Raw genomic sequence first — 15,036 nt, 5'->3', positions numbered from 1 at the left:
CGGAGGTAAGGGATGAGGGGATCCGCCGTATCTGCCGTGCCCGCCGCGCCTGTCGTGCCGGCCCTGCCTGTCGTGCCCGCCGTGCCTGTCCTGGCCGCCGTGCCCGTCATGCCGGACCGGTCGTCAGCGTCCGGGGTGCAGGCCCAGGAAGCCGGGCGTCGGGTCGCCCTTGACCTCGCCGAAGTAGAGGGCGAAGGTCTGCTTCCACCGCTCGACCTGGGCGCGGTCCTCCATGAACCGGGGGAAGCCGTCGAGGTGCGCGTTCCGGTACGTCCAGATGGGCTCCAGGCCGCCGGCGGGGGTGACGTCGGTGCGGACGGACCAGCCGTTGAAGGAGCCCTGCTGGCGTTCGGTGGACAGCGCCCAGTTGAGGTACAGCTTGGCGGCGGTCGGGTTGGCGGCCTTCTTGAGGATCGCGGCGCGCTGGCCCCAGGCCATGAAGGGGTGCCCGTCGGCCACAGCGAAGCGGGTCGCGGCGGTCGGGGGCGCGGTCAGCGAGCCGGAGCCGCCGACACCGATCGCCTTCCGCTTGCCGTTGACCGCGACGCCCGGGGTGTGCGAACCGCGGTTGAACTGCGGCTGCTGGGCGGCGAACTCGGCGACCCAGTCCCAGCCGTAGGCCTCCTGGTAGAGGGAGAACAGGTAGAGCACCGCGTCGTCGTCGTGCGGGTAGGAGGAGGCGATGGCACCCTTCCAGCGCGGGTCGACCAGCTCCCGCGGCGACTTCGGCGCGTTCCCGGCGACGGCGTCGACGCCGTACATGTAGCTGAAGGCGATGACCGCGACGGCCGTCCAGGCGCCCTGCGGGTCGCGGAACTCCTTGTGCAGCTTGGAGAAACCGGCGGGCTTGTAGTGCAGCAGCTTGCCCTGGCTCTTCCAGCGGGTGAAGTCCTGGAGCGTCTGGAGCTGGACGACGTCGGGAACCAGGGTGCCGGTGGCGAGCTGGTTGTCGACGCGGACGTCGTGGTACTTGCTGTAGTCCACGACCATCGTCAGGTCGATGTCGGGGAAGCGGGCGCGGAACGCCTGGGCCGTGAAGTCCTGCTGGGTGGCGGTGTCGCCGCCCGCGTAGATGGTGAGCCTGCCGCCCTCGGCGATCGCGGCGCGGTACAGCTCGTCGAGGGTGCGGGTCTCCTCCGAGCCCCGCGCCGCCGTACGGAAGCCCGACGCCGAGGCGGGGGTGGCGGCCTGTGCGGCGCCGGTCGCGACGAGGCCGCCGAGCGCGGCGCCCGCTCCGGTGGTGAGGATGCGTCGCCTGCTGAAGGTGCTGGCCATGTGGGGGAAGGTCCTTTCAGGGCTTGACTCGTACGGCGGTGCCGCTGCGGCGGCACCGTAAGTCTGTGATCGGCGGGGTCCGCCGCGCGTCGCCCGGAGGCCGCCGATGCGTTCAACCGTTCGGTTGAACGGGCGGTTGAACGAGCGGTCGAGCGGACGGTCGAGCGTGGCCGAGGCCGTAGGGGCGCCCCCGCCCCGCGCCTCATCCGTCACAGTTCGATCACCCCGTACCGCTCTCGCCCGATGCCCGCGTACGCCGGGGTGTGCGCTGATTGAATGAGGCGGCTCCACCAAAACCTCATACGGCCTTCACAGAAGGCCCCAGGTCGAAGGGCGTCGGCGTGGTTCTCAAGGGGCGGGTCAGGGAACGGGAGCGGCTCGACCAACTGGTGGCGGAGGTGCGGCAGGGGCTGAGCGGGGTCGTGCTGCTGCGGGGCGACGCCGGGATCGGCAAGACCGTGCTGCTGGATCACGCGGGCCGGGAGGCCGCCGATCTGCGGGTGTTACGGGTGGCGGGCGTGGAGTCGGAGTCGGGCTTCCCGTTCGCCGCGTTGCAGCGGCTCCTCGTGCCGTTCCTGGACGCGCTGAAGGACCCCGGCGCCCTGCCGCCGTCGCAGCACGAGGCGCTGCGGGTGGCGTGCGGGCTGGCCGACGGGCCGCCCGCCGACCGGTTCCTGGTGGGGCTCGCGACGCTGACGCTGCTCGCGGAGGCCGCGAAGGAGCGGCCGGTGCTGGCCTGCGCCGACGACGCGCAGTGGCTCGACGAGGAGTCGCTGGGCGTCCTCGCCTTCGTGGGGCGGCGGGTGCACGCCGAGGGGGTCGGGCTGCTGTTCGCGGCCCGGACCGGGTTCGAGGCGCCCGCGGGCCTGCCGGTCACCGAGATCGGCGGCCTTGAGGAGCCGTTCGCCCTGGAACTGCTGCGGGAGACCGTCACCGGGCCACTGGACGCCCGGGTGGCCGCGCGGATCGTCGCCGCGACCGCCGGGAACCCGCTGGCCCTGGCCGACCTGGGGCAGGAGCTGACCGCCGACCAGCTCTCCGGCTCCCTGGCCCTGCCCGAACCGCTGCCCGTGGGCGGCCGGCTGGAGGCGCACTATCTGCGGCGGGTGCGCGAGCTGCCGCGGGCGGCACAGACCTGGCTGCTGCTGGCCGCGGCCGAGCCCGGCGGCGACCTCGGATACATCACGAGGGCGGCGCGGCGGCTCGGGGCCGGGCCCGAGGACTCGGGTCCCGCCGAGGCGGCCCGGCTGGTGGTGCTGCGCACGGCCGCCGGGTTCCGGCATCCGCTGGTGCGGTCGGCGGTGTACGGCGGTGCCACCAGCGTGGAGCGGCGGCGGGCCCACCGGGCGCTGGCCGAGGTGACGGACCGGCCGGCCGACTCCGACCGGCGGGCCTGGCATCTGGCGGCGGCCGCCCTCGGACCGGACGAGGCGGTGGCCGCCGAGGTGGAGCGCTCCGCCGACCGGGCTGGCTCCCGGGGCGGCTACGCGGCCCGCGCCACCTTCCTGAGCCGGGCCGCCGAACTGACCCCGGGAGGAGTCGCCCGGGCCGGCCGGCTGCTGGCGGCGGCCGAGGCCGCGCTGTCCGCCGGGGCCCCGCTCCAGGCGGAATCGCTGCTGGACGCGATCGACGTGGGCCTGCTCGGCGACGTCGGCCGGGGCCGGGCCCTGCTGGTGCGCGCCCACGCCGTCACGCTCCTCGGTGACGCGGGCTCGTTCGCTGCGGCGCCCGCGCTGTGTCTGCGCGCCGCGCGGGCCCTCGCCGAAGGGGCACCGGAGCTGGCCCGGGAGGCGCTGCTGCGGGCGCTCCAGGGCGCCATCACCGCCGAGCACCTGATGCGGGACGCGACCGTCGCCGACATCGCGCGCGCCGTGGACGACCTGCTGCCCCGCTCGGTGCCCGCGACCGGTGTCGACCTGGTGCTGCGCGCCTTCGCCGTCCTCGTCACCGACGGCTACGAGCGGGGCGTGCCCCATATGCGGCGGGCCCACGCGATGCTGCTGGACCCCCGGACCCCGGACGAGGACGTGCTCCGCGCCTATCTGCCCACCATCACCCTGACGATGATGCTGTGGGACGAGGAGGCGCAGCGCGCGGTGATGCGCCGGGCCGCCGACGTCGCCCGTGCCACCGGCGCCCTGCCGCAGCTCGACACCGCGCTGTACTGCTCGGTGATGCACGAGACCAACCTCGGCGAACTGGCCCGCGCGGACGAGCTGCACGCCCAGGGCCACCAGATACGGGCCGCGATCGGCGCCACCGACGACACCTGGGCCATCTACCGGCACCCCGAGCTGCTCGCCTGGCACGCGGACACCGACGGGCTGGAGGCGGTCCTGCGCGGCTCCATGGAGGCCGGCACCTGGCTGGGCAACGGGGCGGTGGAGTCCATCGCCCGGATCGGTATGACGGTGCTCGCGCTCGGCGCCGGCGACTACGCCCGGGCCCGCGCGATCACCCAGAAGCTGACCGGCCACGACGTGTTCGCCTACCACTCCCGGCTCCTCCCCCACCTGGTCGAGGCGTCCGTCCGCTGCGGCGACCGCGTCCTCGCCACGACGGCCCTGCGGACCCTGGAGTCCCGGGCGACGGCCACCGGCACCCCGTGGGCGCTCGGCCTGCTGGCCCGCTGCCGGGCCCTGCTCTCACCCGCGAGCGACGCCGACGCGCTGTACCGCGAGGCGATCGCCCTGCTCTCCGGCGGCGGCGCCCGCGCCGACCTCGCCGTCGCCCATCTGCTGTACGGCGAGTGGCTGCGCCGCCGCAAGCGCCGCAGGGACGCCCGCGAGCAGCTGCGTACGGCCCTGGCGATGTTCGACGGCATGGGCGCCAAGAGGTACGCGGCGCGCACCGCGCAGGAGTTGGCGGCGACCGGCGAGCATCCGCGGCGCGGTGCGGCGGGGGCGGGCAGCGCGCTCACCCCGCAGGAGCTGACCATCGCCCGGCTCGCCAAGGACGGCGCGACCAACGCCGAGATCGCCGCCCGGCTGTTCATCAGCGCGAGCACGGTCGACTACCACCTCAGGAAGATCTTCCGGAAGCTCGACGTCACCTCACGGCGGCAGCTGTCGCGGGTCCCGGAGCTGTGAGGCCCCTGTGGCGGGGTGGAGGGCCCCGGCTTAGCGTCACGACTACGCGTTCCACAGGATTCGGCGCCGCCCCGGCCCGCCGGAGGATGCACGGGTCGGAAACCCCCGCAGACGGGAGCACCCCCATGCCGTACGTCACCGCAGCCGACGGGGCACAGATCTACTACAAGGACTGGGGTCAGGGCCGCCCGGTCGTGCTGAGCCACGGCTGGCCCCTGAACTCCGACAGCTGGGAGGCACAGCAGCTGTTCCTGGCCACGCACGGGTTCCGTGCCGTCGCGCACGACCGGCGCGGGCACGGCAGCTCCACCCAGACCTGGCACGGCAACGAGATGAACACCTACGCCGACGACCTGGCCACCCTGATCGACACCCTCGATCTGCGGGACGTCACGCTCGTCGGGTTCTCCACCGGCGGCGGCGAGGTGACCCGCTACATCGGCAGGCACGGCACCGGGCGCGTCGCACAGCTGGTGCTCGTCTCCGCCGTACCGCCGTTCATGCTCAGGACCGACGACAACCCCGGCGGTGTGCCCGTCGAGGTGTTCGACTCGATCCGCGCCGGGTCGCTGGCCGACCGCTCGCAGCTGTACCGGGACCTCGCCGACGGCCCGTTCTTCGGGAACAACCGGCCCGGGGCCGATGTCTCGCAGGGCGTGCGGGACGCGTTCTGGCTCCAGGGCCTGCAGTCGGGGCACCGGAACGCGTACGAATGCGTCGCGGCCTTCTCCGCGACCGACTTCCGCGCCGATCTCGACGCCGTCGACGTGCCGGCCCTCGTCATCCACGGCGACGACGACCAGGTCGTGCCGTTCGAGGTGGGCGGCAAGGCCTCGGCTGCGCGGATCAAGAACGCGACGCTGAAGGTCTATCCGGGCGCCCCGCACGGCATCACGGACACACACAAGGAGCAACTCGGCGCGGATCTCCTGGAGTTCCTCAACTCCTGAGCGCACAGGCCCTGTTCGCCCCTATCGCCCTCTCACCCTGTTCACCTCGTTCCAGTCCCTGGAAGGAAAACGATGAGCAGTCCCGACACGATCGTCCTGATCCACGGTTTCTGGGTCACGCCCCGGAGCTGGGAGCACTGGATCGCCCACTACGAGAAGCGCGGCTACCGCGTCCTCGCCCCGGCCTACCCGGGCTTCGAGGTGGAGGTCGAGTCGCTGAACGCCGACACCACCCCGATCGAGAAGGTCACGGTCCCCCAGATCGTCGACAGTCTGGTGGCCCTCGTCCAGGGCCTCGACAAGCCGCCGGTCCTCATCGGCCACTCCGCGGGCGGCGTCTTCGTCCAGCTCCTCCTCGACCGCGCCCTCGGCGCGGCGGGCGTGGCGATCAACTCGGCGCCCACCGAGGGCGTCGCCGTGCTGCCGCTGACGCAGATCAAGTCGGCGTTCCCGGTGCTGAAGAACCCCGCCAACCGGCACCGCGCGGTCGGTCTCACCTTCGAGCAGTGGCACTACGCCTTCACCAACACCTTCCCGGAGGAGGAGTCGAGGGCGCTGTACGAGCGGTACGCGATCCCCGCGTCCGGCAGCATCTTCTGGGACAGCGCCCTGGCCACCCTGCGCCCCGGCCACCAGAGCACCTATGTGAACTACCACAACGAGGACCGGCCGCCGCTGCTGTTCGTCTCGGGCGAGAAGGACCATCTGATGCCGCCCAAGGTGCAGCAGTCCAACGCCAAGCACTACAAGGCGCACACGGTCACCGAGGTCAAGGAGTACCCCGGGATGCCGCATCTGCTGCCCGCCGCACCCGGCTGGGAGGCGATCGCCGACGACGCCCTCGACTGGGCCGTCGCGCACGCGCGCTGACTCCCGCACCCGGGGCGGCCGTCACCACGGCCGTCCCGGGCCCTTTTCCCGGAAGGAATCCCGATGACCGGCGTCCGCGTCACGCACATCGGCGGCCCGACCACCCTGATCGAGATCGGTGGCCTGCGCCTGCTCACCGACCCGACCTTCGACCCGCCGGGCCGCCGCTACGCCTTCGGCTGGGGCACGTCGTCCCGCAAGACCGCGGGACCCGCGTTCCCGGCGGCCGAACTGCCCCCGGTGGACGCGGTGTTGCTCACCCACGACCATCACGGCGACAACCTGGACGACGCCGGCCGCGCCCTGCTGCCCGGCACGGAGACGGTGCTCACCACCCCGGCCGGGGCCCGGCGGCTCGGCGGCACCGCACGGGGACTCGGCCCCTGGGACACCTGGAAGCTGACCTCCCCCGACGGCACGACCGTCGAGGTGACGGCCACCCCCGCCCGGCATGGCCCGCCCTTGTCCCGCCCGATCGTCGGCGAGGTGACCGGCTTCGCCCTCGGTTGGCCGGGCCAGCGGCACGGGGTGCTGTGGATCTCCGGCGACACGGTCCTCTTCGGCGGCGTACGGGAGGTGGGCCGCCGGCTGACCGTGGGGACCGCCCTGCTGCACCTCGGCGGCGTCGGCTTCCCGGTCACCGGCCCGCTCCGCTACACGATGACCGCCGCCGAGGCCGTGGAGGTCTGCCGGCTGCTGCGTCCCCGTACGGTCGTACCGGTGCACTACGAAGGGTGGAGTCACTTCCGCGAAGCCCGCGCGGCGGCCGAGCGGACCCTGGCCGGGGCACCGGCCGAGGTGCGGGAGGTGTTCCGCTGGCTGCCGAGGGGGACGGCCACGGAACTCAGTGTGTGAGGGGCGCGCGGAACTCAGCGTGTGAGGGGCGTGCGGGCCGTCTCCTCGCCGCCCGTCTCCAGCAGGTCCAGCGCCTGTTCCCAGTGGAACTCCCCGCGCCCGCCGTCCTCCGCCGCCTCACCGGCGTACGGGTCGCCGAACCGGACACCCATGCCGCGCAGTCGCTCCACGCTCGCGCGGTACGCCGGGTGGGCGGCGAGGGCGTCCGCCACACAGGGCAGGACGGTGATGGGGACGCCCAGGCCGTACGCCTCGCACAGGGTGCCGACCGCGAGGGTGTCGGCCATCCCGGCGGCCCACTTGTTGACGGTGTTGAAAGTGGCGGGCGCGACCACGACGGCGTCCGGCGGCGGGAAGGGGCGCGGGTCGCCCGGCGAGCGCCAGGCGGAACGGATCGGGCGGCCGGTCCGCGCCTCGACCGCCGCCGTGTCGAAGAACCCGCCCATGGCGACGGGCGTCGCGATGACCCCGACCTCCCAGCCGCGCTCCTGCGCGGCGCTGATCAACCTGCCGACCCCCTCGGCGATCCCGGCGGCGCAGACGACGACATAGAGGAAGGGTTTCCCGCCCCGCCCGGGTCGGGCTCCGGCCGTGTTCGCAGTCGCAGTCACCCGCCGACCCTACTGAAACCGGCTCACCCTCCGGGCGATCTTTCGACGAAGCGTTCGATGTCCGCGGCGGTCGGCCGGAGCAGTCCGTCCCGGACGGCGAGGGCCGTGGCCTCGGCGCGGGAGGCGGCGCCGGTCTTGCGCAGCAGATGCTCGACGTGGGTGTGCACGGTGCGCGGGGAGAGGAACAGCGCCTGGGCGATGGCCTGGTTCGTCTGGCCGGTGGCCGCCCGCGTGAGCACCTCCAGCTCACGCGGGCTGAGCCCGTACGGCAGCGGGGCGGGCGTCTCGTGCACGAGGACCGCCCGGCGTACGACGGCCGAGCCGAGGGTGTGGCGGCGGAGGGTGACCCGGTACCAGTCGGTGCCCACGGGCCAGAGCAGGCGCAGCCGGGTGCCGTGCGAGTCGGCGAAGGCGCGCAGGAGGTGGCGGAATTCGGTGTCCTGGAGGATCAGGGCGGGGTCCCGGCCGGGGAGTTCGAGGGTGTCGTCGGCGACGACCAGGCTCGCCCCGCCCTCCGCCGGGAGGTCGGGGAGGTCGCCCGCGTGCGCGGTGGGGTCGGCGAGGACGCCCAGGGCGGGCAACAGGGACGCCAGCAGGTGGCGGGTCCCGGTGTCGTAGGCGCCCGGGGTCGCGGTGGAGAGGGTGATCAGGCCGACGAGGCGGCCGTGGTGGCGCAGGGCGCCCGTCACCGCGTCCTCGACACCCGCCGGGCGCATCCGCTCGGCGTAGAACCAGCCGTCGCGGTAACGCTCGCCCGGGCCTCCGGTGTCCTCGCCGTCCTCGGAGATGGAGGGCGGGATCTCGCTGCGCAGGACGTTGGTGTACCAGGGGGTGGAGACGAACTCGGCGGCCAGGGCCTCGGAGACGTCGGCGTCGTAGCCGACGCCCGCGACCTGGACGTAGGTGCCGGTGATCGGGTCGATCTCCAGGAGGGTGGCGCCGTCGAGGGGCAGGGCGCGGCCGAGTTCGTGCAGGGCCTCGGCGCAGGCGGAGGCGGTGTCGCGTGCGCGGGTGAGCATGCCGATGCGGGCGGCGGCCGCGATCTGGTGGTGGGTGAGCATGCGAGCCTCCCGGGGCCGCCCCGAGACCGGACAGGTCTTTTGGGGTCTAACGATAGGGGGGTGGTGATCGGTGGACAAGGCATTCACCGATCCGTGACCCGGACCGCCATTCACCGATGCGTGACCCGGACGTCCAGCGCCGCTCGCCCGCCGGACGCCTTCGGTGCCCGCCCGGCGGACCCACTCGGTATTTGTACGGATGGTGGGGCGGGGCCCCGGGGTCTTTCCTGTTCGGCACAGCAGGACGCCTTCCGCACAGCAGGACACCCGCCGCCGGCGGGCCCCGCCCGTCCCCTTGGAGATCACCGCCATGACCAGACGCCCCCTTTTCTCCGCCTCGGCCTCACGCCGGCAGTTCCTCGGGTGGTCCGCCGGAGCCCTCGCCACGACCGGGCTGGCCGCCACGGGCTGCAGCGCCCCGGAGAGCGGCTCCGGCGCGGCGAAGGCAGCGGGCTCCTCCCTCTCCGCGCGGAAACTCACCCAGATCGGCCTCGACTACCCCTTCACCCAACTCCCGCTCTACACCACCCTGGTGAAGCTCTCGACGGCCGCCGCGAAGAAGCACGACGTCAAGCTGCTGACGACCAGCGACGCGAGCAACCCCGACACCCAGGCCAGCAACCTCAACACCTGGGTCACACAGAAGACACAGGCGATCGTGTCGTTCCCGATGGTCTTCGAGGCCACCGAGTCGATCGCCGAGGCGGCGCTCGACGCGGGCCTGATCTGGGTGACGTACGGCGGGACGCTGGAGCACCAGAGCGCCGACATCCAGTTCAGCTTCCGCGAGAGCGGCACGCTGCTCGGCGAGGCTGCCGCGAAGTGGGCCAACGAGGAGCTGAACGGGAAGGGGAAGATCGCGTTCCTGGTCGACAACACGATCGAACTGGGCCGGGAGCGCACGAAGGGCATGATCGACGCCTTCACCAAGCTCGCGCCCGGTGTCGACGTGGTGGCGCAGGAGCAGGCCATCGACCCCGACACGGGTCTGTCGAAGTCCAACGCGCTCCTCGCCAAGCATCGCGACCTGAACATCATCCTCGGCATCACGGACGCGGCGGCGTACGGCGGGTTCAAGGCGTTGCAGCAGGCGGGGCGGAAGAACGGCGACAAGAAGACGTTCGTCGGCGGCCAGGACGGCTCGGCCCCCTCGCTGCTCGCCATCAAGCAGGGCACGTTCTACCGGGCCTCCTCCGCGCTCGCCCCGAAGGACATCGCCAACGCCATCGTCGACGTGCCGCTCGCGGTCGCCGCAGGCAAGGCCGACGCCGGCGTCCAGGTGCCGGTCAAGCTGATCCAGCGGGGTGACTCGGCGGAGATCGACGCGCTGCTCGCCCAGAACGGGTAGGGCCGCGCGATGGCCGACATGAACGACGCCACCGAGACGGCAAGACTGACCAGCGCGACCGGGGCCACCGGGGCCACCGGGGCCACCGGAGCGGCCAACCCGCCGAATCTGCGGATCACCTCCCTCAGCAAGTCCTTCGGTGGGGTGCGGGCGCTGGACGGGGTGGACCTCACCGTGCCCGCGGGGCAGGTCCACGCCCTCCTCGGGCACAACGGCGCCGGCAAATCCACGCTGATCAAGTGTCTCGGCGGCGCGTATCCGCCGGACGCCGGGACGATCGAGGTGGGCGGTGTGCCGTACGCCCGGCTCAGCCCGCGCGACTCGATCGCGGCCGGGGTGGCGATCATCTTTCAGACGCTGAGCGTCGTGGACTCGCTGACCGTGGCCGAGAACATCTTCCTCGGCCAGGAGTGGACCCGGTACGGGCGCATCGACCGCCGGGCCCAGGAGAAGGTGGCCGCCGAACTCCTCGACCGTGTCGCCGCGAGCTGCTCCCCCCGCGACCGGGTGGGTGAACTCCCCATGGGCCAGAAGCAGTTGGTCGAGATCGCCAAGGCCCTCAGCCGCAGCGCCTCGGTCCTGGTCCTGGACGAGCCCACGGCCGCCCTCTCCGGCACCGAGAGCGACGCCCTGGCCACCCGCGTGGAGGACCTGCGCACCCAGGGCCTCGCCATCGTCTATGTCACCCATCTCCTGGCGGAGGTCGAACGCCTCGCGGACGCGGTGACCGTCCTCCGCGACGGCCGGGTGGCCCACCACACCGCGACAGGGGGCCACAACCGCCGGGACCTGGTGGAGGCGATCACGGGCAGCCGCAAGACCGGGCCGACGACCCCCACCGGCAGCGGACCGACGGACTCCGGCGACCCGGCGAGCGGGCTCGCACCGGGTACGGGGGCCGGCGGCGGCGTGCCTTCGCCTGCCGGTTCGGGCACGGGTGCGGGTTCCGGCACGAGTGCCGGTGCGGGCACGGGTGGGGGTTCCGGCACAGGTGCAGGTGCGGGCACGGGTACGGATGCGGGCGCTGGCGCGGATCCAGGTGTTGGCGCGGGTGCGGACGGCACGTCAGAGGCCATCCGCCGACCGGCCGCCTCGACGGCGGGAGATCGGGGCGGCACGGACGACGAGGCCTCCATCGGCCCGGCCCACGACGCCGTCCGGCACGGCGAACCGGGCCCCACCGGGTCTCACCACCGCGCAGGCCGCCCTTCGACGGAGGCGGACGACCACCCCCGGTCGTCCCACGGGCCGGCGCCGGGCGCGGACGGGGCGGTGGCACGGCCGGCCGCCGCATCCCGTGCGGCTTCGAACCCCGCCACCCCTGCCACCTCTGCCACTCCCACCTCCCCCGCCACCTCCCGCAACACCCCCCTCCCCGCCCGCCTCACCCTCCGAGGCCTGCACGGTCCCGGGTTCGGGCCGGTCGATCTCACCGTCGGCGAGGGGGAGATCGTGGGCCTGTACGGGCTCATCGGATCCGGGCGGACGAGGGTGCTGGAGACCCTGTTCGGCAGGCGGCGGGCCGCCGGGGGCAGCGTGTACGTCGGTGACCGTGCCGTCGCGCCCGCCCGGCCCGCCGACGCGCTGGCCGCCGGCATCGCGCTCGTACCGGCCGACCGGCGGGCACAGGGCCTGTTCGCGGGGCTGAGCGCGCAGGACAACGTGCTGTTGCCGAGCGTGCGGACGCTCGCCCGGCGCGGGGTGCGGGCGCTCGGCGCGGAGCGGCGGGTGTTCGGCTCGCTCGCCGGGGCGGTCGGGCTGCGGCCCGCGCGCCCGGGGCTGCCGGCCTCGGCGTTCTCCGGCGGCAACCAGCAGAAGCTGCTGCTCGGCCGGTGGATCAACGAGGCCCGGGCCGTGGACGTCCTGCTCCTCGACGAACCGACCCAGGGCGTCGACGTCGGCGCCCGCCAGGAGATCTACGACGTCGTCGCCACGCTCGCCGGACAGCGCGGCACGGCCGTGCTGTTCGCCTCCAGCGACCCGGAGGAGGCGGCCCACCTCGCCCACCGCTGTCTGATCGTCGACCGGGGCCGTGTCGTCGCCGAACTCTCCGGCGCCGACCTCACCGAGGAGTCCCTGCTGGCGGCCGTCCACGACGCGGGCCCGGCGGCGGGGCAGCCATCTCGCACGCCGGACGGCGATCCGGCCGCACCACCGTCCGTCCCCTCCCCCGAAGGAGCAGCATGACCACCGTGACCGCCGCCGAGCGCGTCGTCCCGGGCCCGCGCGCGCTGGCCGCGCACGGGCTGACGGCGGTGCGCCGCCATCCTCTGCTCGTCGTCCTCACCCTGCTGGTGCTGGTGTTCCAGCTGTCCACCGGCAGCTTCCTCGACCCCGGCAATCTGCGCGGGATCGCCACCGACGCGGCGGCCCTCGCGATCGTCGCCGTCCCCTTGGCCCTGCTGGTCATCAGCGGCTATCTGGACCTCTCGGTGGGCTCCACGCTCGCTCTCGGGGCGCTGACGGCGGGCTGGCTGGCCGGTGAACAGGCCCAGTCCCCCGTGGTCGCCGTCGTCGGGGCGCTCGCCGTGGGCGCGGCGGTCGGTGCGGTGAACGGGGTGCTCTGCTGCTATCTGGGGCTGTCGCCGTTCATCGTGACGCTGGGCATGCTGGCGGCCGTGCGCGGGCTGGCCCAGCAGCTCTTCCCGCTCCCGCTGAGCGGCTTCGGCGACGGCTTCGCCTGGCTGGGCGGGGCCCGGATCGCCGGGATCGCGGCGCCCGTGGTGATCGCCGCCGTCGTGCTCGTCGCCGGGGCGCTGTTCCTGGCGTACACGCCGACCGGACGGCATGTGTTCGCGATCGGCGTCAACCGGGAGGCCGCGTACCTCTCCGGCATCGATGTCCGCCGTACGCCCTTCGCGCTGTTCGTGGTCACGGGTACGGCCGCCGCGCTGGCCGGGGCGATCAAGGCGTCCGTGCTGGACAGCGTGGTCGCCGGCACCTCGGGCACGGGCTTCGAGCTGACCGTGCTGACGGCGGTACTGCTGGGCGGGGTCGCGCTGAGCGGCGGCTCCGGTTCGGTTCTCGGGGTGCTGCTCGGCGTGCTGTTCCTGGGTTGCCTGCAGAACGGGCTGACACTGCTGAGCGTGCCGACGTTCTGGCAGCAGATGGCCCAGGGCGTGGCCCTGGTGGCGGGCGCCGCGCTCGCCTACTTCGGCCCACGCGCGACCCGGTGACCGACGGCCCACGGCCTTCCCGTCCTTCCTCCGCATCCAGACACCCCAGAGAGGTCCCCGTGAGCGACACTTCCCCCACCCTCGTCCTGACCGGCGGTCAGGTCATCACCGTCGACGCCGGTTTCTCGGTCGCCGAGGGCGTGGCCGTACGCGGCCGGGAGATCGTCGCGGTCGGCACGGACGCCGAGATGCGCGCCCTGGCCGGTCCGGCGACGAGGATCGTCGAACTGGCCGGGCGGAGCGTGCTGCCGGGCATCAACGACTCGCATCTGCACGGCGCCGCCTACGGCCTGTCCAAGCCGCCGTTCGCCCTCGACGTCGGGCACCCGGCGGTCGGTTCGATCGCCGACATCACGGCGGTGGTGAGCGCGGCGGTGGAGGCCGCCGCGCCCGGCGAGTGGATCGTCGGCCTGGGCTGGGACCCCGGCTATCTCGCCGAGTGCCTCGCCGAACCGGGCCGCCTCCCGCACCGCGCCGACCTGGACGCGGTGGCACCCGACCACCCCGTCCTGCTGACCGACTTCTCGCAGCACATGGTGTGGGCGAACAGCGAGGCACTGCGCCGCAGCGCGATCGCCGCGGATACGAAGGCGCCGGACGGCGGGGTCATCGACCGCGACACCGACGGCCGGCCCACCGGCATCCTCCGCGAGGCCGCCGGCGTCCTGCTCCAGGCGGCCCTGCCCTCCCCCACGGTCGACCAGCGCCGCCAGGCCATCCGCGGTGTCGTCGCCGAACTCCACTCGCGCGGTATCACCAGCTACACCGAGCCGGGTCTCGGCCCCGGCGGCTCCGAGACCCTGTTCGGCGGGCTGAGCACCGACAACTGGACCGCGTACGCCGACCTGGCCGCGTCCGGCGGTCTGCACGCCCGGATCAGCGTCCTCCTGCTGCCCGCGCCCATCGGCGGCTCCGCCGACGACGTCCGCAAGGGCCTCGCCGAACTCCACCGCCCCGAGTCGGCCGACCCCCGGCTGCTGAACGCCATCGGGGTGAAGATCTTCGCCGACGGGGTGCCGCCGAACCGTACGGCCTGGATGAACGAGCCCTACCTCGACGGCGGCCACGGCGCTCTCTGTGTGCACGGGCCCACACCCGAACTCCAGGTCGACGAGCTGTTCGACATGATCCGGGTGGCCCACGAGGCGGGCTACCAGCTGGGGGTCCATGTGACGGGCGACCGGGCCATCGACACGGTGGTGGACGCGTTCCTGGCCGCGCAGGAGGCCGTGCCGCGCGCGGACGCCCGGCACTACGTCATCCACGGCGACTTCATCGGCGCCGGCAGCCTCGCCCGGCTGGCCGCGCACGGCTACGGCGTCAACATGAACCCGGCCATCAAGTGGACGATCTCCGACCTGATGGCGGAGGTCGTGGGCACGGAGCGGTCGTCGTACCAGTGGCCCGCGCGCTCGGCGTTCGACGCGGGCGTCGCGGTGTGCGCCAGCTCGGACGCGCCGATCACCGAGCCCGACTGGCGGCAGGGCGTCGCCGGGATGCTGCTGCGCGAGTCGAAGGCCAGCGGCAGGGTCAGCGGGCCCGAGCAGCGCGTGGAACTCGCCGAGGCGCTGCGGGCGTACACGATCAACCCGGCGCGGCAGGACTTCGCCGAGGAGTGGAAGGGGTCCGTGGAGGTGGGGAAGGTCGCCGACCTGTGTGTCCTGGACCGGCCGCTGCTGGACATCGACCCGCACGACATCACGCGGGTCCAGGTCGACATGACGGTGTTCGACGGCGGGGTCGTCTTCGAGCGCTGAGCCGGTTCGCACGACGAGGCCGGCGCCGCAGTCGCGGCGCCGGC

The 15,036-nt window shown here is 73.6% G+C and carries 11 protein-coding genes; 8 read left to right on the top strand and 3 right to left on the bottom strand.

Translation table 11 applies throughout. The features are described 5' to 3' along the window. Positions 1-123 precede the first annotated feature (123 nt). A complete protein-coding gene (locus tag ABT147_RS32080) occupies positions 124-1,275 on the bottom strand; it encodes an ABC transporter substrate-binding protein (protein WP_351412678.1) in 1,152 nt (383 codons plus the stop codon). Positions 1,276-1,616: 341 nt separating this feature from the next. Between ABT147_RS32080 and ABT147_RS32075 the strand changes: the two genes are divergently transcribed. The 4 genes from ABT147_RS32075 to ABT147_RS32060 all read left to right on the top strand — a co-directional run bounded on the left by ABT147_RS32075 (position 1,617) and on the right by ABT147_RS32060 (position 7,039). Beyond that, on the top strand, positions 1,617-4,364 hold the full coding sequence (locus tag ABT147_RS32075; RefSeq protein WP_351412677.1) for a helix-turn-helix transcriptional regulator: 2,748 nt from the start codon (positions 1,617-1,619) through the stop codon (positions 4,362-4,364). Between the two features lie 125 nt (positions 4,365-4,489). Continuing rightward, a complete protein-coding gene (locus ABT147_RS32070) occupies positions 4,490-5,314 on the top strand; it encodes an alpha/beta fold hydrolase (protein ID WP_351412675.1) in 825 nt (274 codons plus the stop codon). A gap of 72 nt (positions 5,315-5,386) precedes the next feature. Beyond that, a complete protein-coding gene (locus ABT147_RS32065; RefSeq protein WP_351412673.1) occupies positions 5,387-6,184 on the top strand; it encodes an alpha/beta hydrolase in 798 nt (265 codons plus the stop codon). Between the two features lie 63 nt (positions 6,185-6,247). Then, positions 6,248-7,039 carry an MBL fold metallo-hydrolase gene (locus ABT147_RS32060; RefSeq protein ID WP_351412671.1) on the top strand — a complete coding sequence of 264 codons (792 nt, stop codon included), beginning with the start codon at positions 6,248-6,250 and terminating at the stop codon, positions 7,037-7,039. A gap of 14 nt (positions 7,040-7,053) precedes the next feature. Here the strand turns inward: ABT147_RS32060 and ABT147_RS32055 are convergent, their stop codons facing one another. Both ABT147_RS32055 and ABT147_RS32050 read right to left on the bottom strand, forming a co-directional pair. Further along, positions 7,054-7,650: a flavoprotein gene (locus tag ABT147_RS32055; protein ID WP_351412669.1), complete on the bottom strand. Its 597-nt coding sequence runs from the start codon at positions 7,648-7,650 to the stop codon at positions 7,054-7,056. 23 nt (positions 7,651-7,673) lie between these two features. After that, entirely contained in the window at positions 7,674-8,711 is a 1,038-nt protein-coding gene (locus tag ABT147_RS32050) for a helix-turn-helix transcriptional regulator (protein ID WP_351412667.1), read from the bottom strand. Positions 8,712-9,021: 310 nt separating this feature from the next. Between ABT147_RS32050 and ABT147_RS32045 the strand changes: the two genes are divergently transcribed. The 4 genes from ABT147_RS32045 to ABT147_RS32030 are packed head-to-tail and all read left to right on the top strand — an operon-like array spanning position 9,022 to position 14,992. Beyond that, positions 9,022-10,059 (top strand): sugar ABC transporter substrate-binding protein, encoded by a 1,038-nt coding sequence (locus tag ABT147_RS32045; protein ID WP_351412666.1) that lies wholly within the window; start codon positions 9,022-9,024, stop codon positions 10,057-10,059. A 9-nt stretch (positions 10,060-10,068) separates the two neighbouring features. After that, positions 10,069-12,246, top strand: coding sequence for a sugar ABC transporter ATP-binding protein (locus tag ABT147_RS32040; RefSeq protein WP_351412664.1), 2,178 nt, complete (start codon positions 10,069-10,071; stop codon positions 12,244-12,246). Then, entirely contained in the window at positions 12,243-13,235 is a 993-nt protein-coding gene (locus tag ABT147_RS32035; protein ID WP_351412662.1) for an ABC transporter permease, read from the top strand. Before ABT147_RS32040 ends, ABT147_RS32035 begins: the two co-directional genes overlap by 4 nt. A 59-nt stretch (positions 13,236-13,294) precedes the next feature. After that, positions 13,295-14,992, top strand: coding sequence for an amidohydrolase (locus ABT147_RS32030; protein ID WP_351412660.1), 1,698 nt, complete (start codon positions 13,295-13,297; stop codon positions 14,990-14,992). The last annotated feature ends 44 nt before the right edge of the window (positions 14,993-15,036 follow it).

The sequence above is a fragment of the Streptomyces sp. NPDC001868 genome (genome assembly GCF_040297125.1).
In the GTDB taxonomy this organism is placed as follows: domain Bacteria; phylum Actinomycetota; class Actinomycetes; order Streptomycetales; family Streptomycetaceae; genus Streptomyces.
This window is presented reverse-complemented; position numbering and strand designations above follow the sequence as displayed.